Here is a 17,257-nt window from a genome sequence, read left to right on the forward strand (position 1 = left end):
GGGGGATGCACCGCCTCATGGCATCGTGCCACTCCCGAACCGTCCGACGCAGGCGCTCTGCACCCGTTCAGCCCCAGATAGGTTGGTCTGTATGCGTGCAGTGGTGCAGAGGGTCGACGGCGCGAGCGTCGACGTGACGGAGGAGTCCGGCTCCGAGACGGTCGGCGAGATCATCGGCGAAGGCCTGTGTGTGCTGGTGGGAGTCACCCACGAGGACACCGCGGAGAAGGCGGCGCAGCTCGCCCGCAAGCTCTGGTCGCTCCGGATCCTGGAGGGCGAGAAGTCCTGCTCGGACGTGAATGCGCCCTTGCTGGTGATTTCGCAGTTCACTCTCTACGGGGACGCCCGGAAGGGCCGCCGCCCCACCTGGAACGCGGCCGCGCCGGGGCCGGTGGCCGAGCCGCTGGTGGACGAGGTGGTGGCGCAGCTGCGGGCACTGGGGGCGACCGTACGGACGGGCCGGTTCGGGGCGAGCATGCGGGTCTCGCTCACCAATCACGGCCCGTTCACCGTACTGATCGAGATCTGACCGGTCCGAGGACCGGTCAGAGCCTGCGGACATGGCCTCTCCCGGACCCTAGGGTTCGACGACCGTCTCCTGCGCGGCGGCCGTGTCGCCCGCCAGCAGCTCCGCGTCCACCGGCACATTGCGCTTCACCAGCGCCAGCGCGATCGGGCCGAGCTCGTGGTGGCGGGCCGAGGTGGTGATGAACCCGAGCTTGCGGCCCTCCTCTCCGTCGGCCGCGAGCCGGATCGGAGTGCCGGGGCCGGGCAGATGGACCTCGCTGCCGTCCAGGTGCAGGAAGACCAGCCGGCGCGGCGGCTTCCCCAGGTTGTGGACGCGCGCCACGGTCTCCTGGCCGCGGTAGCAGCCCTTCTGGAGGTGGACCGCGGAGCCGATCCAGCCCAGCTCGTGCGGGATGGTGCGGTGGTCGGTCTCGAAGCCGACGCGCGGCCGGTGGGTCTCCACGCGCAGGGCCTCGTAGGCCAGGATCCCGGCGAGGGGGCCGTTCGCGTCGGCGTACGTCTCCAGGTCGGCGCGCGGCAGGAACAGATCGCGGCCGTGCGGCGTCTCGCGTACGACCACGCCGTCCGGGACCTCGGCGATGGAGCCGGCGGGCAGATGCACCACGGCGATCTCGGCGGTGCGCTCGGCGACCTCGACCCGGTAGAAGAACTTCATCGACTCCAGGTAGGCGATGAGCGCCTCCTCGGTGCCCGGCTCCACATGCATCCACACCGTCTCGCCGTCGTCGACGAGGTACAGCGCGTGCTCGATGTGGCCGTGGGCGGAGAGGATCAGCGCCTCCGTGGCCTGTCCCGTCGGAAGGTCGCTCACATGCTGCGTGAGCAGCAGATGCAGCCAGCTCAGCCGGTCGTCACCGGTGACGGCGACGACACCGCGGTGGGAGAGGTCGACGAGACCCCGGCCGTCCGCGAGGGCGCGCTGCTCACGGAACAGGTCGCCGTAGTGCGCGGCGACCCCTTCGTCGTGCCCCTCGGCGGGGACGGCGCCGGGCCGGGACAGCAGCGGGCTGGCTGTACGTGAATGTTGCAGCATGCGCCCCAGCCTACGACTCGGTGGTCGAAGCCTCGGCGGAGCACTTCTCACAGCGGCCGAAGATCGCGAAGTGCTTCATGTCGGTGTCGAACCCGAAGGTCTCGCGCAGCTTCGCGGTGAACTCCGAGGCGACGGAGACGTCCGCCTCGATCACGGTCGTGCAGTCGCGGCACACCAGGTGGATGTGGTGGTGCCGGTCGGCGAGGTGATAGGTCGGAGCGCCGTGGCCGAGATGGGCGTGCGAGACCAGATGGAGTTCCTCCAGGAGCTCCAGGGTCCGGTAGACGGTGGAGATGTTCACGCCGGACGCGGTCTTGCGCACCTCGGCGAGGATGTCGTCCGGCGTCGCGTGCTCCAGGGAGTCGACGGCCTCCAGGACAAGCTGCCGCTGTGGGGTCAGCCGGTAACCGCGCTGCCGCAGATCGCTCTTCCAGTCGATGCTCACCACGGGACCCAGTGTAGGTCGGCCGCCGGGCGGCGGACGGGGCTATGAACGGGCTGCTCGGCCGACGGCCCGTCCGGGCGGGGCGGCGGCGAGCCCGAGAGGGCCGTGGGGCGTCCGAGCGGGGGACGTGGGGCGTCCCTGTCCCGCGTCCGGCCGAGCAGGGCCCTGATCCGCAGCACCACGTCTTCGAGGCTGAACGGCTTGGCCACGCACTCGTCCGCATCGCCCGCGGGCCCGGTGCAGCGGTCGGCCGCGCCCGGGGCGGTGAGGAAGAGGACCGGCATGTCGTGCCCGGCCCTGCGCATCATGCGGGCGATCTCGAACCCGTCGAGATCAGGCAGCAGCACGTCCAGGACGACCAGATCCGGGTCGCGGCCGCCGAGCTGCTGCATGGCCTCGATGCCGGTGGCCGCGCAATCGACGTCGAAGCCGGCGAGGCGCAGCGTCTGGGCGAGGAGTTCACGGATGTCCGGCTCGTCGTCGACGACGAGCACGGAGGCGGCTCTGGTCACATTCCAGAGCTACCGGCCGTGCCTCAGAGGATTCTGAGAATCCTCTTCGGGTTGCTTGAGGATCGCGGTCGCCCGAGGCGGGCCGCTCGGCTACTTGAAGAAGGCGATGCCGTCGTCGGGGAGGTCACCGAGGTCCTTCGCCCAGGACTCGACCTGCTCCGGGGAGACGACCTTCTTCAGATGCGCCGACATGTACGGCCGCATCGGCACCTCGGGCGTGGACTTCTCGCCCACCCACATCAGGTCGCTCTTCACATACCCGTAGAGCCGCTTGCCGCCGCTGTACGGGCCGGCGGACGCGGTCCGCGCGACCGCGTCCGTCACGATGTCGATCTGCGGCTTCTGGTCGGCGAGTTCGCCGTACCAGACCTCGATCACGCCCTGATCGCGGACCATGACGACCTCGACCTTGCGGTCCTTGTCGATGCGCCAGTAGCCGTGCTCGCTCTCCAGCGGCCTGACCTTGTTGCCCTCGGCGTCCAGCACCCAGGAGTGCGAGACGTACTCGATGAAGTCCCGGCCGTCGTGGCTGAAGGTGACGGACTGGCCGAAGTTGCACTTCTCGGCGCCGGGGAAGTCGGAGACACCCGCGCCCTCCCAGGTTCCGAGGAGGAAGACGAGGGGGACGAGGTCCGGGTTCAGGTCGGACGGAATCTCGATCATGAGCAGCTCAGGCGATCTGTAGTGATGGGGCTGTCGTCACAGGGCTCGGACGGTACGGCTCGGTTAGCGCTGGCCCTGGTAGAGCTTCTTCACGGTCAGCCAGGCGAAGGCGGCGACGCCGACGCAGACCAGGACCAGAAGGGCTTCGAAGAATGCCTCAAGCACGGGGTGCTCCTCGGATGAGCGATGTGGCGGAACAGGGCCGGTGCCCAGCCTAATGGGTTGACGGTCCCGTCTCTCTGCGAGGTCAGCCGAGCAGCTGATTCTGCAGGACGACGGTCTGGTGGAAGGGGACCGCCGCGGACGTGCCCTTCCGGGACTGGACGATCAGCGCGACGGTGTCGCCGGCCGTGATGTAGGCGTGGCGCACATGCACCGCCCCGGGCTCCGACTCGCCGTACACAAAGCGGTCGGTCGAGGGAACGCCGGCGGTGGTGGACGGGTAGGACTCGTCGACCGGCGCGACCTGGTCCACCCCGTTCAGCGGCGCGACCGCCTCCGGCTCCCCGCCCAGATGCGCCGAGAAGAACGCGTCGGCGAACACGCCCGAGTGGAAGCGCAGCAGGTAGATCCGGGTACTGGTGGAGTCCCCCATGGTCCAGCCCCGCGCCACCACGTGTCGCAGCCCTCCATCGGTGAGATCCTGCTCCAGGTCCTCGCGCTGGTGCCCGGGGAACTCGGCGAGGAATCGGCCGGCGGGCACCCGCCCGCCCTTGAGCTGCTTGTCCGGGCGGGCCCCCGCAGGCAGGGGGAGCAGCAGAGCGCTCAGATCCGCGTAGTGGACCCGGCCCTCGTTGGTCCGGTCGAACGGATCGACCGCACCGGCCGGCAGCACCGGCTTGGCCAGTTTCGGGTAGGCCCAGCGGCCGTCGTCCTCGGTGGCGAGCCCGGGCACGTCGGTGCGCTCCTGCTCGGTGATGCCGTACGCGACCCCCGTTCCGAGCGCGGCGAAGACCACCGTGGCGGCGGTCCAGCGGAGCACGGTCCGCAGGCGCCTCCGACGGCCGGGCGCGGCGGACTCAGCGGGCGCGGCGGGCTCGGCGGGCTCGGAGATCGTGGCGGACTCGGCGATCGTGGCGGACTCGGCGGGCGCGGCCGGCGCGGCGATCGTGGCGGGCTCGGAGGACTCGGAGATCGCCCGGTCTCCGGGAGCCTCCGCCTCCGGGGCCTCCGGCGGAACGCCGCCGTCGGCCTGCGGCGCGGACAGCTCGGGCTCGTGCACGGAGCGCACCTCGGGTGCCGTGCGGGATTCGTCGATCACACGGACTCCCCGGGGGATTCGAGATGCTCCAGCTGGAGCCTCAGCAGCTCGGTGGCGGATGCGGTGCCCAGCGGCCGGAGGCCGTAGGCGTACACGTTGACCAGCACATCGCCCTCATAGGCGCTGCAGAACATGGCGTCGAACTTCGTCCCGGTGCTCTTCGGCGTCAGGAAGCATCGGGCGTTCTTGAAGCCGGGGACCGCGGGGCCCTTGCGCAGGACGCCGAGCGCGTCGGCGAACTCGCTCTGGAACGCGGCCAGCATCCGGCCGTCCTTCGCGTTCTCGATCTGCGCGAGCCGCATCTCGACGATCAGCCCATGGTCGAGGGAGACATAACTGCGCGCGGCGAGGCCCTGGAGCCGCAGCTTGTCGATCGCCCTGTCCCGGGCCTTGCGCTGGGCGGGGGTGAGGCCGCGGGTTCCTTCCTTGAACTTGACGACCGCCTGCTTCCTGCCGAGGACCGTGTTGTTGCCCAGTCCGTCGACATCCGGTCCCAGCCGGTACTCGTACGGCACCGGCGGCAGTTTGGCGGCGAGGCCCGTGGGCTCGGCCGCCGGGTTCTCGGGCCGCTGCGGGGGATTGGCCCACACCACGGTGGGCGCTGTGCGGTCCGCGTCGCCGAGCCGGTCGAAGGCCAGAGTGCCCAGACCGGCGACCACGGCGAGCGCGAGGGCCCCCGACACCGCCGCGATCAGTTTGGGGTGGACACGCCGCGGCTCCCGGGCAGAGCCGAGAACCTCGGGAAGCGGCTCCGGCGAGGCGGGCACGGAAGGCGGCAACACCGGCGGACCCGGGACGGAAGGCTCCTCGACCGGCGGACTCGGGACGGAAAGCTCCTCGGCCGGCGGCGCGGTCGAGGCGGAGGGCTCGCCCGCCGGAAGCCCCGGAATCGAAGGCTGCTCGCTCACAGGCGCCCCAGTTGCTGCTCGGCGAGAGCCATCACGGCCTTCTCGGAGATCTTGCGGGTGTTGTCGACGTACCAGATCTCCATGGCCACATCACCGCGGTGGGCGAGGACCCGGGCCTGGTACAGCGGTTCGTAACCCGCCTTGCGGACGGGCTCGTTGAAGACGTACACCCGGCCGTTGCCACTCCCCGCGATGAGTTCGCCGGCATGCCCGGCGAACTCCTGCGACGGCATGTAGAACTGCTGGGCGGAGACCCAGTCCGCGGCCCCGGTCCTGGCCGTGTCCCGGAACTGGATGAGATTGACGGTGACGAAGATGCCGCCCCGCTGCTCCCAGGCGGTCGTGGCGATGCGCCGGATGTCGCTCTCGGCCAGGTAGGTGAACTGCCGGTCGGGCTTGTCGTAGTCGCCCGCGAACGTGACGACGTCGGTCCACCCGTCGGACGTCACCCCCCGGTCCGTCTGGGCACCCTTCGGCTTCTTGACGAGCAGCTGACGCAGATCGCCGTCCGTCGCATGCCGGCGGTTCGCGCTGACCGTCAGCGGTGTGGTGTCCGGGCCCGCCGCGACCGTCCTCGGCGTCCTCAACTCCGGCTGGGACAACGGCCCCAGCGGAGTCGGCTCGCGTTCGATCTGCACGGCATAGCCGGTCACCGTTCCGGCCAGCACCCCCAGCACCGCCGCCGCCCCCACGACCAGCGCCGTACGGCCCCGTCCGCGCGGTGCCGCCGCCTCGGGAGCCACAGGCTCACCGGGCTTCTCCTGATCTTCCGGTATGTGCACACACAGCAGACCCACAGGCCCCGGAGTGGGTTGCACCGCCGCGCATTACAGTTCGGCATATGGCGAAGAAGCTCGTGATCAAGGTCACCGCTGGTTCCGATGCGCCCGAGCGCTGCTCGCAGGCGTTCACCGTGGCGGCCGTGGCCGCCGCCAGCGGGGTGGAGGTGTCGCTCTGGCTGACCGGTGAGTCCGCGTGGTTCGCGCTGCCGGGGCGGGCCGCCGAGTTCGAACTGCCGCACGCGGCGCCGCTGCCGACGCTCATCGAGTCGATCCAGGCGGTGGGGCTGATCACGCTCTGCACGCAGTGCGCGGCACGCCGGGACATCACGGAGAAGGACGTCATCGAGGGCGTACGGATCGCGGGCGCGCAGGTCTTCGTCAGCGAGATCATGGGCGACGGCGTACAGGCTCTCGTCTACTAGACGCCTGCTGACGGTGCGTCACGAGCGGGCGCCGGGACCTGCCGGGGCCGCCGGGCCCGTTACTGCCGCCGGTTCTTTCCGTCCAGCTCGTCCCACCAGTCGTCGGACTGCTTGTCGCCCGTCGGGTCGTCCCACCAGCGGTCGTCGGGCCCCCGCCGGTTCGCGATCATCGCCGCGAACGGCGGGATGACCATGGCGACGACACACATCCCCACGGCCACCGGCACCGACCACAGCCGCACCACGGCCCAGGCGGACACGAACAGGACCACGCATCCGCCCATCAGCCAGAAATAGCCACGCCGACGCCGTGCGTACATGTCTCCAGCGTACGACCGAAGGGCCGCACCCCCATCCGGTGGCGTCCAACCCCCGGGGGTGCGGCCCTTGGCCGTTCGCATGTGCCCGATCAGCGGCTCAGACCGCGATCGCGACCTCGGAGAGGCCGCCGGTCCGGGCGACGACCGTACGGTCCGCCGTACCGCCCGGCACCAGGGCGCGCACGGTCCACGTGCCCTCGGCGGCGTAGAAGCGGAACTGTCCGGTCGCCGAGGTCGGGACCTCGGCGGTGAACTCGCCGGTCGAGTCCAGCAGACGCACGTAGCCGGTGACGGGCTCGCCGTCGCGGGTCACGTGGCCCTGGATGGTGGTCTCACCGGGCTTGATCGACGAGGCGTCGGGGCCGCCGGCCTTCGCTCCACACATACTGCTCTCCAGAAAGGTCGGGGTTCGGTTACTTGTTGGCGCCGAGCTCGATCGGCACGCCGACGAGGGAGCCGTACTCGGTCCACGACCCGTCGTAGTTCTTGACGTTCTCCTGGCCGAGCAGCTGGTGCAGCACGAACCAGGTCAGCGCGGAGCGCTCGCCGATGCGGCAGTACGCGATGGTGTCCTTCGACAGGTCGACCTGCTCGTCCTCGTAGAGGGCCTTGAGCTCGTCGTCCGACTTGAAGGTGCCGTCGTCGTTGGCGTTCTTGGACCACGGGATGTTGCGGGCGCTCGGCACGTGGCCGGGGCGCTGCGACTGCTCCTGCGGGAGGTGCGCCGGGGCGAGCAGCTTGCCGCTGAACTCGTCGGGCGAGCGCACGTCGACCAGGTTCTGGGAGCCGATCGCCTTGACCACGTCGTCACGGAAGGCGCGGATCGAGACGTCCTGGGGCTTGGCCTTGTAGTCCGTGGCCGGGCGCTCGGGGACCTCGTCGACCAGGTCGCGGGAGTCCAGCTCCCACTTCTTGCGGCCGCCGTCGAGAAGGCGGACGTCACCGTGGCCGTAGAGCTTGAAGTACCAGAACGCGTACGAGGCGAACCAGTTGTTGTTGCCGCCGTAGAGGACGACGGTGGTGTCGTTCGCGATGCCCTTCGCCGACAGGAGCTTCTCGAAGCCCTCCTGGTCGATGAAGTCACGGCGGACCGGGTCCTGGAGGTCCTTCGTCCAGTCGATCCGGATCGCGTTCTTGATGTGGTTCTTGTCGTACGCCGAGGTGTCCTCGTCGACCTCGACGATGGCGACCTTCGGGTCGTCGATGTGGGCCTCGACCCAGTCGGCGTCTACCAGGACGTCGCTGCGGCTCATGCTGTTCTCCTCCGGGGCAGTGTGCGGCGGGTGATGCGAAGAGGCGGGGGCGCGGTTACGCGGATGCGCGAATGCACTGCGCGGAGCGCCGGGGGCGGCCCTGATTGACCATCGAAGGGCCCGGGGGAAACGGGAGAGATATCCCGCTCAGACAGCGCGACAGAGCATGGCGGCGACGCGGCACAGGTCTACTGCCCGCCGCTTCGTGAGGTCCGCCTGTCGCTGCTTCATGCCACCGATCGTAGGGACGAGTCGGCCGCCATGTCACCGGCGTGTCGGATGCTGAGACGCGATCGTCCAGCATGCGGTACGCAGACCGGTCCGGACCGCTCCCCCAGGGTCTCCGGACCGATTTCCGCCTCATGTTCATCTACCCAGCGGACACGGCCGTCTCACCATGCGGCCGTGCCCCGGGCGGCGCGGGTCAGCCCGCGAGCGACACGTCCTTGCCGATGCCGGAGAACCTCAGGCCCTCCTTCGTCGCCTCCAGCTTGTCGAGCTTGATGCTGGACGGCAGACCGTCGATCTTCAGGTCGTAGTCGACGAGCTTGCGCAGCTTCTCGTCGAAACCGGGCAGCGGCAGGGAGGGCAGGGTCTCCGCCTTCAGCCGGACCGTGGTGCCGGCGTGGAGCGAGACCTTGCTGTACGTCGAGACGGTCCGGCCCTTGACCAGTCCTTCGAGCGCGCCGGGAATCTCGATGCCCGCGCCCTCCAGCAGTTCGTCGAGCGGCCCGGTGAGCTTGACCTGGCCCTGGGCGGCCCGCTCGGGGCCCGCGTAGGAAACAGTGGCGCCCTTCGGGGCGGCCTTCGTGAGATCCGCGTACGAGATACGGGCGGAGCCGTCGGCGCGGCTCGCGGTGGCGGAGGAGAAGCTGCTGTTGATCCTCACATCGAGCAGTTCGGCCTTCACCTCGGTGACGTTCACCGTGTGGCCGCCGGCGCTGCCGGTGATGCCGCTGATGCTCACGTCTATCTCGTCGAGCTCCTTGCCCAGCACCTGGGTGAGGAACGGGAAGCCCTTGATGGAGACCTCGGGAGTGGAATTCAGTCCCTGGCTGCTCTTGATCTTGTCGGCCGCCTCGGACTCGGCCATGTTCACCGCGATCCGGTCCGCGGCGACGAATATGCCGCCGAGGACGACGGCCATGATGAGCAGTATTCGCAGTGCGCGCATTGCTTCGGTGTCCCCCACCCTTATTCGTCAGACCCCCGTGACGCCCGTGAGCCTAACCAAGACCGGACGACGCCCTCTCGTCTGTGATCGACGTCCGGGCGGGGGCAATGGTTCCGCACACACGTTCCCCACGATCTCGGGCGGGTGCCCCACGACCTCGGGCCGGGCCCCGCCCTCGAACCGGGCCCCGGCCTCAGACCAGGACGCGGCCGATCAGATAGACCGCGGGCGCCGCGGCCGTCAGCGGCAGCGCCACCCCGGCGGTGAAGTGGACGAAGCGGGACGGGTAGTCGTAGCTGGCCACCCGCAGGCCGACCAGCGCGAGGGCGCCCGCCGTGAGGCCGAGCAGCGCGCCCGAGGTGCCGATGTCGGTGGCGCCACCCGCGGCGACGCCCGCACCCGTGGCCGCGAGCAGCGACAGCACGACGGAGGCGACGGGGGGCAGCGGCAGCGCGCGGGCCACGGTGGCCACGGCGACGGCGACCCCGCCGATCACCACGGCGTCGTCGGCGGCCGCCAGATGACCGGTCGCGAGGATCGCCAGAGCTGCCGACGCCACGGTCGCCATCAGACCCTGCATCCGCTCGTCCGCACCCGCGCGGCTGCGCAGCTGGAGGACGAGGGTGATGAGCACCCACACGCCGAGCGTGCCGACGATGGCCGCCGGTGCGTTCTCCCGGCCGACCGAGAGCAGGACGACGTCGGCCGCGAGACCGCCCGCGAAGGCGAGCGCGATGCCCTGCCGGGCGGGCCACATGCCGTTCAGCCGGAACCAGCCGGCGGCAGTGACGGCCTGGAGCAGGACGAGCGGCACGAGCAGTGCGTACGGGCCGATGGCCGCGCCGGCGGCGAGGAGCAGTCCGAGAGCGGCGGTCAGCCCGGCGGGCTGGATGCCGGGCGGGATGATCGGCGAACGGCCCTCGGCGCGGGCGCGCTGGGCGTCGGTGATCCGGGCGTTCCCGCCGACGGTGGGCGTGCTGTAGCCCTCGCCGGCCGGGGTGCCGGGGGCCGCGTCGGAGGCGACCGGCTCGGCCGCGGGCTCGGCGTACGCGGGGGTCTCGGGCGGCAGCGGGTGGGCGCCCTGCACCGGCAGATACGCGGTGTCGGCGGCGGCCGGGGTCTGCGCGGGAGGCAGGACCGGCTGGTACTGCGTGTCCCAGGTCTCGCCCTCCCAGGTCTGCGCGGCCTGCGGGTGGGGCTGCTGGGGATACCCCGGCTGCTGGTGCTGCTGCGGGTACCCCTGCTGCTGGGGGTGGGACTGCTGCGGGTAGGGCTCCTGCGGGTAGGGCTCCTGCGCGTACGACCGGTCGTAGGACGGGTCGTGGGACGGGTCGTACCGACCGTCGTGCGGCTGCTGCCCCTGGTAGGGGTCCTGGTACTGCTGCTGCGGCGGGTACGGCTGCTGCTGCCCGTGCTGCTGCCCGTACGGATACTGCTGGTCGCTGCTCATGGTGTGCGGTTCACCCTCCTGCGAACGGCGGGAGCACCTCGACCGTGCCGCCCTCGGCAAGGCGTACGGTCTCATGGTCACGGGTCCCGACGGGATCACCGTCGACGAGGAACGAACACCGTTTCAGCACGCGCGTCAGCTCTCCCGGATGCCTCTCGCGTACCGCGTCGAGCGCTTCGGCGAGCGTCTCCGCCGCGTACGGCTCCTCCGCGATCCCGGCCGCCGCCTTGGCCGCGGCCCAGTAGCGGATCGTTCCCGCTGCCATGGCGCCCTTCCTTTCGTCGGCATCCATCATGGGCCACGCGGGGACCAGCCAGTCCGCGAGACGGCCCAGCAACCGGTCGTCGGCGGCGTTCTCGGCGTGCCCCATGCCCGCTTCGATCCACAGTTCGGCGTCCCCGGCCGCCGCCAGCATCCGGGGATGGTCCAGCGGGAAGTACGGATCGCGGTCGCCGTGCACGATCAGCAGCGGGGTCGGCGCGATCAGCGGCACGGCCTCCACCGGCGAGAGCGGCACAGGGTCCCAGTCCTCGGCGTGGATACGGGTCCGCAGCCCGTACCGGCCGACCACACGGCCCAGCGGCCGGGTCACCACCCAGTGCAGCCGCCGCATCGGAGCCGTACCGCGGTAGTACCAGCGGGCGGGGGCGCTCACCGAGGCCACGGCGTCGGTTCGTGCCTCACTGCGCCCCCCGTGCATCGCCGCGTGCCGGAGCACGACCGAGCCGCCCATCGAGAAACCGATCGTGACCACCCGGCGGTGGCCGCTCGCACGCGCCCACTCGACCGCGGCGGCGAGATCGAGCACCTCGCGGTCGCCCACCGTCGAGCGGCCGCCCGAGTTCCCGTGGCCGCGGAAGGAGAAGGTGACCACGGCCGCACGCTGCGCGAAGACGGCCGCGGCCCGGCGCACGGCCGGCCGGTCCACCGAGCCCGTGAAACCGTGCGCGACGACGATTGCGGTGTCACTGTTGCCTTGTACCCATGGCGTGTGAAGCGCCTCGATGCGGACCCCGTCGACGGTCAGCAGGGTTGCGCGCCGAGGGCCATGGGTGATCGAGGAAACATCCACCATGTGAAATCAGCCCTCTGCCTCGGAACTCATGTGGGCTATTGTGCTGGGCAGAGGATCCGGGCAACGCAGCCCCCGGGTCCTTTTGTGTTTTCCGGCCGTTGTTACAGGCAGGTGAACAAAGGCTCTCAATGGGCGCGCGGGAGCCGAAGAACGAAGCAGGGCCGCATCACGTCCTCGCAGGGACCGAGGAGGAACCGACGTTATGGGCGAGCGAACCGTGCACGAACCCCGTCAGACGCAGACGACCTGGGCAGGTGGAGCCCGATGAGCTCACTGTTGCTCCTGACCAATGCCCTCCAGCCGTCGACGGAGGTGCTCCCCGCCCTCGGACTGCTGCTGCACAACGTGCGGGTCGCCCCCGCCGAGGGCCCGGCTCTCGTCGACACCCCCGGTGCCGACGTCATCCTGGTCGACGGCCGCCGCGATCTGCCACAGGTGCGCTCTCTGTGCCAGCTGCTGCGGTCCACCGGACCCGGCTGCCCGCTGATGCTCGTGGTCACGGAGGGCGGCCTCGCGGCCGTCACCGCGGACTGGGGCATCGACGACGTGCTGCTGGACACGGCGGGCCCCGCCGAGGTCGAGGCACGGCTGCGTCTCGCGATGGGCCGCCAGCAGATCACCTCCGACGACTCCCCCATGGAGATCCGCAACGGCGACCTGTCGGTCGACGAGGCGACGTACAGCGCGAAGCTGAAGGGCCGGGTCCTGGACCTGACCTTCAAGGAGTTCGAGCTGCTCAAGTACCTCGCACAGCACCCCGGCCGGGTCTTCACCCGGGCGCAGCTGCTCCAGGAGGTCTGGGGCTACGACTACTTCGGCGGCACCCGGACGGTCGACGTCCACGTACGGCGGCTGCGGGCCAAGCTGGGCCCGGAGCACGAGTCGCTCATCGGCACCGTGCGGAATGTGGGATACCGCTTCGTCGCGCCGGAGAAGGTCGAGCGCGCGGCCGAGGAAGCCAAGGCGAAGGCGGCGACTTCGGCCACCCGTAAGGAGCAGGAGACCCCGGAGCAGGAAGCGGCTGTACGCCCTGCACACAGGTAGGTCACCACGCGTAGACTGCCGCGCGTGGCCAAGGTGACGCGGGACGATGTTGCGCGACTGGCGGGTACGTCGACCGCCGTCGTGAGCTATGTCATCAACAACGGACCCCGGCCGGTCGCCCCGGCCACGCGCGAGCGGGTTCTCGCAGCGATCAAGGAGCTGGGGTACCGGCCCGACCGGGTCGCCCAGGCCATGGCGTCGCGGCGCACGGACCTCATAGGAATGATCGTCCCGGACGCGCGGCAGCCCTTCTTCGCCGAGATGGCACACGCGGTGGAACAGGCCGCGGCCGAGCGCGGGAAGATGGTCCTCGTCGGCAATTCCGACTACCGCGACGAGCGCGAGGTCCACTATCTGCGGGCCTTCCTCGGCATGCGGGTCTCCGGCCTGATCCTCGTCAGCCAGGGGCCCAGCGAGCGGGCCGCGGCGGAGATCGAGGCGTGGGACGCGCGGGTGGTGCTGCTGCACGAGCGGCCCGAGGCGATCGACGACGTCGCGGTGGTCACCGACGACGTCGGCGGCGCACAGCTGGCCACCCGGCACCTCCTGGAGCACGGCTACGAGTACGTCGCCTGTCTCGGCGGCATGGAGTCCACCCCGGCCGTCGGCGACCCCGTCGCCGACCACGTCGAGGGCTGGCGCCGCGCGATGCTGGAGTCCGGCCGCTCGGTGGAGGACCGGCTGTTCCAGGCCCCGTACAACCGCTACGACGCGTATCTCGTGGCTCTCAAGCTGCTGGCGGGCCCCGACCGGCCGCCGGCCATCTTCTGCTCGACGGACGACCAGGCGATCGGTGTCCTGCGGGCCGCCCGTGAACTGCGGATCGACGTGCCGGGCGAGCTCGCGGTGGCGGGCTTCGACGACGTCAAGGAAGCGGCCCTGACGGACCCGCCTCTGACAACGATCTCCTCGGACCGCCCGGCGATGGCACGGGCCGCGGTGGACCTGGTGCTCGACGACGGTCTGCGGGTGGCCGGTTCGCGGCGCGAGAGGGTGAAGCAGTTCCCCTCGGGCCTGGTGATCCGCCGGTCCTGCGGCTGCGCCTAGGGCCTGTCCGACGTCGGGCGCCGTCGAGGTCCCGTCCGGTGCGGGGGGGCAGGCTCTCACCGGTTCTCGGGTGGTTCTCAGCGGCGCCTCAGACTCTTCTCATCCGGCAGGAGAACAGTCTGAGGCATGACGGACCACTACTCAGCGCAGTCGCATCCGCAGCCGTACACCACCGGCGCGCACCCGTACGACACCGCCGCCCCGTCGTTCGACGGCGGCCCCTCCTACCCGCCGCCCCCGCCGTACGCCCCCGTCGCCCCTGAGGAGCCCGCGCAGCCGGCCGCGCACCGGGCCAGGGCCAGGCGCCCCGTCACCCTCATCGCGGCCGTCGCGCTCATCGCGGCCGTCGTGGGCGGCGGAACCTCCGCCCTCGTCCAGCACTTCGCCGACAACGGCAGCGACTCGGCCGGCTCCACGGTCAGCGGGACCACGGTGTCCCGTACGACCGCCGGCACCGTCGCGGGCGTCGCCCAGGCCGTGTCCCCGAGCATTGTGGAGATCAACGCGTCCACCTCCGCCGGTGAGTCCACCGGCTCGGGCGTGATCATCACCTCCGACGGCGAGATCATCACGAACAACCACGTCATCGCGGGCGCCGACACGGTGAAGGTGCGGCTCGACGACGGCAGGACGTACACCGCGAAGGTCGTCGGCACCGACCCCGACAAGGACCTGGCGCTCATCAAGCTGGACGGCGCGAAGGGTCTGAAGGCGGCCGCGCTCGGAGACTCCGGCAAGGTCAAGGTGGGTGACGAGGTCGTCGCGATCGGCTCGCCCGAGGGTCTGACCGGCACGGTCACCAGCGGCATCGTGTCCGCGCTCGACCGCGATGTGACAGTCGCGAAGGACCAGGGGCAGGGCCAGGGCCAGGGACAGGGCCAGGACCAGGGTCAGCAGGGTGGCGGCGGGAACTGGCCGTTCGAGTTCGGCGGACAGGAGTTCAACGGCGACACCGGCTCCTCGAAGACCACGTACAAGGCCCTCCAGACGGACGCCTCCCTCAACCCCGGCAACTCCGGCGGCGCCCTCATCAACATGAACGGAGAGATCATCGGCATCAACTCGGCCATGTACGCACCCAGTTCCGCGACCGGTTCCACCGCGGGCAGCGTCGGCCTGGGGTTCGCCATCCCGATCGACACCGTGAAGGGCGACCTCGACGCCCTGCGCGACGGCGGCAGCAGCTGAGTGCGTGCGAGGCTGGTGCCATGACGACCCCCCGTGAAGGCGAACGCATCCTCATCGTGGACGACGAGCCCGCCGTCCGAGAGGCGCTCCAGCGCAGTCTGGCCTTCGAGGGGTACGCCACGGAGGTCGCCGTCGACGGCATCGACGCGCTGGAGAAGGCGGAGGCCTGCGCCCCGGACCTGATCGTGCTCGACATCCAGATGCCGCGGATGGACGGTCTGACCGCGGCCCGCCGGGTGCGCGCGTCGGGATCGACGGTGCCGATCCTGATGCTGACCGCCCGCGACACCGTCGGCGACCGGGTCACCGGACTGGACGCGGGGGCCGACGACTACCTGGTCAAGCCGTTCGAACTGGACGAGCTGTTCGCCCGGATCCGCGCGCTGCTGCGGCGCAGCTCGTACGCGTCGGCCGCGGGCGCGGCCGGCGAGGACGACGTGCTGGCCTTCGCGGACCTGCGGATGGACCTGGCGACCCGCGAGGTCCACCGCGGCACGCGCCCGGTGGAGCTGACGCGTACCGAGTTCACGCTCCTGGAGATGTTCCTGGCCCATCCGCGCCAGGTGCTGACCCGTGAGCAGATTCTCAAGTCCGTATGGGGGTTCGACTTCGAGCCCAGTTCCAATTCGCTGGATGTGTATGTGATGTACCTGCGACGCAAGACGGAGGCGGGCGGCGAGCCGCGCCTCGTGCACACGGTGCGGGGGGTGGGGTACGCGCTCCGCACCGGCGGCGGTGAGGGGTGACGGGCCCGGTCCACCGGTTCCGTGCCCTGCCGATCCGGTCCCGGCTCGCGCTGCTGGTGGCCACCGCCGTCGCGGTCGCCGTCGCGGCCGTGTCCGTCGCCTGCTGGCTGCTCACCCGCGCGCAGCTGAACGACGAGCTGAACACCTCGCTGAAGAACATCGGCGCGCCCCGGCAGGCGCTGGTCCAGGCGTACCAGGAGTGCCTCCAGGGGCAGAGCCCCATCGAGAACACCCCGACGTCGAGCTTCGCGTACGTCCAGATCGTGGCGCCGGACGGCCGTCGCTGCCCGGTCGCGTACTCGCAGCCCGTGAAGGTGCAGGACGAGGACCTCGCCGTCGCGGACGGCACCTCGCGCATCGGCCTGCACGACAGCACCACCGACGCGGGCGCCGAGGTGCGCGTGCGCACGGAGCAGGAGGACATCGGGGGTATCAGCGTGGCGGTGTCCGTCTCCCGCCCGCTCGCCGAGATCAACACCTCGCTGAACCGTCTCGCACTGTTCCTCACCGCCGTCGCCGGCATCGGTGTCGTCGGCGCGGGCGCGGCCGGCCTGTGGGTGGCCCGCACCGGACTCAGGCCCGTCGACCGGCTCACCGGCGCCGTCGAGCACATCGCCCGCACCGAGGATCTGACCGTCCGTATCCCCGTCGAGGGCGAGGACGAGATCGCCCGGCTGTCGCGCTCGTTCAACTCGATGACCGCGGCCCTCGCCTCCTCGCGCGACCGCCAGGCGCAGCTGATCGCGGACGCGGGTCACGAGCTGCGGACGCCGCTGACGTCGTTGCGGACGAACATCGAGCTGCTGGCCCGCAGCGAGCAGACCGGACGGGCGATCCCGCCCGCGGACCGGACCGCGCTGATGGCGTCGGTGAAGGCGCAGATGACCGAACTGGCCGCACTGATCGGCGACTTGCAGGAGCTGTCCCGGCCCGACGCGGTCGAGGGCGGGCCGCTCCAGGTGGTCGCCCTGCACGAGATCGTGGACGCGGCGCTGGAGCGGGCGCGGCTGCGCGGCCCGGAGCTGACGTTCACGGCGGACGTCTCGCCCTGGTACGTACGGGCCGAACCCGCCGCACTGGAGCGGGCGCTCGTCAACGTCCTCGACAACGCGGTGAAGTTCTCGCCCCCGGGCGGCGTGGTCGAGGTGCGGCTCGAGGCCGGCGAGCTGACGGTGCGGGACCACGGGCCCGGCATCGATGCCGAGGATCTGCCGCATGTCTTCGAACGCTTCTGGCGCTCGTCCTCGGCGCGGGCGCTGCCCGGATCGGGGCTCGGCCTGTCGATCGTGGCGCGCACCGTGCAGCAGGCGGGCGGCGAGATCGAGCTGGAGCCGGCGGCGGGCGGCGGCACACGGGCGCTGATCAGGCTGCCGGGGGCGGCCGAGCCGCCCCCGGCCTCGCTGTGA

The 17,257-nt window shown here is 70.9% G+C and carries 21 protein-coding genes and 1 pseudogene; 7 read left to right on the plus strand and 15 right to left on the minus strand.

The genetic code is table 11. The features are described from left to right. The first annotated feature begins 91 nt into the window (after nt 1-91). The gene (gene dtd, locus ACFWU3_RS08205; RefSeq protein WP_352210225.1) at nt 92-529 is read left to right on the plus strand and encodes a D-aminoacyl-tRNA deacylase; all 438 of its coding nucleotides are present in this window, start codon (nt 92-94) and stop codon (nt 527-529) included. A gap of 48 nt (nt 530-577) precedes the next feature. Here the strand turns inward: dtd and ACFWU3_RS08210 are convergent, their stop codons facing one another. The 7 genes from ACFWU3_RS08210 to ACFWU3_RS08240 form a co-directional block, all read right to left on the minus strand. Next, the gene (locus ACFWU3_RS08210; RefSeq protein ID WP_384432937.1) at nt 578-1,561 is read right to left on the minus strand and encodes a YgfZ/GcvT domain-containing protein; all 984 of its coding nucleotides are present in this window, start codon (nt 1,559-1,561) and stop codon (nt 578-580) included. Between the two features lie 10 nt (nt 1,562-1,571). Further along, entirely contained in the window at nt 1,572-2,009 is a 438-nt protein-coding gene (locus ACFWU3_RS08215; protein ID WP_384432940.1) for a Fur family transcriptional regulator, read from the minus strand. Then, complete coding sequence (locus ACFWU3_RS08220; RefSeq protein ID WP_384432943.1) at nt 2,003-2,518, minus strand: response regulator transcription factor; 516 nt, start codon at nt 2,516-2,518, stop codon at nt 2,003-2,005. The genes ACFWU3_RS08215 and ACFWU3_RS08220 overlap by 7 nt, the downstream gene beginning before the upstream one ends. Nucleotides 2,519-2,608: 90 nt before the next feature. Then, complete coding sequence (locus ACFWU3_RS08225; RefSeq protein WP_384432946.1) at nt 2,609-3,181, minus strand: FABP family protein; 573 nt, start codon at nt 3,179-3,181, stop codon at nt 2,609-2,611. Between the two features lie 247 nt (nt 3,182-3,428). Further along, the gene (locus ACFWU3_RS08230; RefSeq protein ID WP_384432949.1) at nt 3,429-4,442 is read right to left on the minus strand and encodes a hypothetical protein; all 1,014 of its coding nucleotides are present in this window, start codon (nt 4,440-4,442) and stop codon (nt 3,429-3,431) included. Beyond that, nucleotides 4,439-5,224 carry a hypothetical protein gene (locus tag ACFWU3_RS08235; RefSeq protein WP_384432951.1) on the minus strand — a complete coding sequence of 262 codons (786 nt, stop codon included), beginning with the start codon at nt 5,222-5,224 and terminating at the stop codon, nt 4,439-4,441. Before ACFWU3_RS08235 ends, ACFWU3_RS08230 begins: the two co-directional genes overlap by 4 nt. Before the next feature lie 122 nt (nt 5,225-5,346). Then, nucleotides 5,347-6,093, minus strand: coding sequence for a hypothetical protein (locus ACFWU3_RS08240; protein ID WP_384432954.1), 747 nt, complete (start codon nt 6,091-6,093; stop codon nt 5,347-5,349). Nucleotides 6,094-6,191: 98 nt separating this feature from the next. On the opposite strand from ACFWU3_RS08240, the gene ACFWU3_RS08245 reads away from it, so the two are divergent. Beyond that, nucleotides 6,192-6,554 (plus strand): DsrE family protein, encoded by a 363-nt coding sequence (locus tag ACFWU3_RS08245; RefSeq protein WP_313945539.1) that lies wholly within the window; start codon nt 6,192-6,194, stop codon nt 6,552-6,554. A gap of 59 nt (nt 6,555-6,613) precedes the next feature. Here ACFWU3_RS08245 and ACFWU3_RS08250 read toward each other — a convergent pair whose 3' ends face one another. The 8 genes and pseudogenes from ACFWU3_RS08250 to ACFWU3_RS08285 form a co-directional block, all read right to left on the minus strand. Then, nucleotides 6,614-6,874, minus strand: coding sequence for a DUF3099 domain-containing protein (locus ACFWU3_RS08250; RefSeq protein WP_384432957.1), 261 nt, complete (start codon nt 6,872-6,874; stop codon nt 6,614-6,616). Between the two features lie 97 nt (nt 6,875-6,971). Then, nucleotides 6,972-7,259: a DUF1416 domain-containing protein gene (locus ACFWU3_RS08255; RefSeq protein ID WP_352210233.1), complete on the minus strand. Its 288-nt coding sequence runs from the start codon at nt 7,257-7,259 to the stop codon at nt 6,972-6,974. Between the two features lie 28 nt (nt 7,260-7,287). After that, the gene (locus tag ACFWU3_RS08260; protein WP_384432960.1) at nt 7,288-8,127 is read right to left on the minus strand and encodes a sulfurtransferase; all 840 of its coding nucleotides are present in this window, start codon (nt 8,125-8,127) and stop codon (nt 7,288-7,290) included. Nucleotides 8,128-8,274: 147 nt separating this feature from the next. After that, nucleotides 8,275-8,358, minus strand: coding sequence for a putative leader peptide (locus tag ACFWU3_RS08265; protein ID WP_350807544.1), 84 nt, complete (start codon nt 8,356-8,358; stop codon nt 8,275-8,277). 193 nt (nt 8,359-8,551) lie between these two features. After that, on the minus strand, nt 8,552-9,301 hold the full coding sequence (locus ACFWU3_RS08270) for a DUF2993 domain-containing protein (protein WP_384432963.1): 750 nt from the start codon (nt 9,299-9,301) through the stop codon (nt 8,552-8,554). Nucleotides 9,302-9,494: 193 nt separating this feature from the next. Next, nucleotides 9,495-10,751, minus strand: coding sequence for a hypothetical protein (locus ACFWU3_RS08275; RefSeq protein ID WP_384432966.1), 1,257 nt, complete (start codon nt 10,749-10,751; stop codon nt 9,495-9,497). A gap of 10 nt (nt 10,752-10,761) precedes the next feature. Next, nucleotides 10,762-11,046 carry a MoaD/ThiS family protein gene (locus ACFWU3_RS08280; RefSeq protein WP_328863412.1) on the minus strand — a complete coding sequence of 95 codons (285 nt, stop codon included), beginning with the start codon at nt 11,044-11,046 and terminating at the stop codon, nt 10,762-10,764. A gap of 6 nt (nt 11,047-11,052) precedes the next feature. Beyond that, nucleotides 11,053-11,826: pseudogene (locus ACFWU3_RS08285) on the minus strand (alpha/beta hydrolase); the annotation flags it as partial. A gap of 264 nt (nt 11,827-12,090) precedes the next feature. Here ACFWU3_RS08285 and ACFWU3_RS08290 point away from each other — a divergent pair. The 5 genes from ACFWU3_RS08290 (at nt 12,091) to ACFWU3_RS08310 (ending at nt 17,257) form a co-directional block, all read left to right on the plus strand. Beyond that, a complete protein-coding gene (locus tag ACFWU3_RS08290; RefSeq protein WP_384432969.1) occupies nt 12,091-12,870 on the plus strand; it encodes a response regulator transcription factor in 780 nt (259 codons plus the stop codon). Between the two features lie 24 nt (nt 12,871-12,894). Then, on the plus strand, nt 12,895-13,917 hold the full coding sequence (locus ACFWU3_RS08295; protein ID WP_313945532.1) for a LacI family DNA-binding transcriptional regulator: 1,023 nt from the start codon (nt 12,895-12,897) through the stop codon (nt 13,915-13,917). Nucleotides 13,918-14,043: 126 nt separating this feature from the next. Next, nucleotides 14,044-15,105: a S1C family serine protease gene (locus tag ACFWU3_RS08300; protein ID WP_384432972.1), complete on the plus strand. Its 1,062-nt coding sequence runs from the start codon at nt 14,044-14,046 to the stop codon at nt 15,103-15,105. Between the two features lie 20 nt (nt 15,106-15,125). Then, nucleotides 15,126-15,851, plus strand: a complete 726-nt coding sequence (locus tag ACFWU3_RS08305) for a response regulator transcription factor (protein WP_384432975.1) — start codon at nt 15,126-15,128, stop codon at nt 15,849-15,851. Continuing rightward, nucleotides 15,848-17,257 (plus strand): sensor histidine kinase, encoded by a 1,410-nt coding sequence (locus tag ACFWU3_RS08310; RefSeq protein WP_384432978.1) that lies wholly within the window; start codon nt 15,848-15,850, stop codon nt 17,255-17,257. Before ACFWU3_RS08305 ends, ACFWU3_RS08310 begins: the two co-directional genes overlap by 4 nt.

The sequence above is a fragment of the Streptomyces sp. NPDC058685 genome, assembly GCF_042714725.1.
In the GTDB taxonomy this organism is placed as follows: Bacteria; Actinomycetota; Actinomycetes; order Streptomycetales; family Streptomycetaceae; genus Streptomyces.

Coding starts and splice junctions, on each gene's coding strand:
- ACFWU3_RS08210 (WP_384432937.1), bottom strand. CDS start 1,561: ATGCTGCAACATTCACGTACAGCCAGCCCGCTGCTGTCCCGGCCCGGC.
- ACFWU3_RS08280 (WP_328863412.1), bottom strand. CDS start 11,046: ATGATGGATGCCGACGAAAGGAAGGGCGCCATGGCAGCGGGAACGATC.
- ACFWU3_RS08300 (WP_384432972.1), top strand. CDS start 14,044: ATGACGGACCACTACTCAGCGCAGTCGCATCCGCAGCCGTACACCACC.
- ACFWU3_RS08305 (WP_384432975.1), top strand. CDS start 15,126: ATGACGACCCCCCGTGAAGGCGAACGCATCCTCATCGTGGACGACGAG.
- ACFWU3_RS08260 (WP_384432960.1), bottom strand. CDS start 8,127: ATGAGCCGCAGCGACGTCCTGGTAGACGCCGACTGGGTCGAGGCCCAC.
- ACFWU3_RS08275 (WP_384432966.1), bottom strand. CDS start 10,751: ATGAGCAGCGACCAGCAGTATCCGTACGGGCAGCAGCACGGGCAGCAG.
- ACFWU3_RS08265 (WP_350807544.1), bottom strand. CDS start 8,358: ATGAAGCAGCGACAGGCGGACCTCACGAAGCGGCGGGCAGTAGACCTG.
- ACFWU3_RS08245 (WP_313945539.1), top strand. CDS start 6,192: ATGGCGAAGAAGCTCGTGATCAAGGTCACCGCTGGTTCCGATGCGCCC.
- ACFWU3_RS08250 (WP_384432957.1), bottom strand. CDS start 6,874: ATGTACGCACGGCGTCGGCGTGGCTATTTCTGGCTGATGGGCGGATGC.
- ACFWU3_RS08270 (WP_384432963.1), bottom strand. CDS start 9,301: ATGCGCGCACTGCGAATACTGCTCATCATGGCCGTCGTCCTCGGCGGC.
- dtd (WP_352210225.1), top strand. CDS start 92: ATGCGTGCAGTGGTGCAGAGGGTCGACGGCGCGAGCGTCGACGTGACG.
- ACFWU3_RS08225 (WP_384432946.1), bottom strand. CDS start 3,181: ATGATCGAGATTCCGTCCGACCTGAACCCGGACCTCGTCCCCCTCGTC.
- ACFWU3_RS08255 (WP_352210233.1), bottom strand. CDS start 7,259: ATGTGTGGAGCGAAGGCCGGCGGCCCCGACGCCTCGTCGATCAAGCCC.
- ACFWU3_RS08290 (WP_384432969.1), top strand. CDS start 12,091: ATGAGCTCACTGTTGCTCCTGACCAATGCCCTCCAGCCGTCGACGGAG.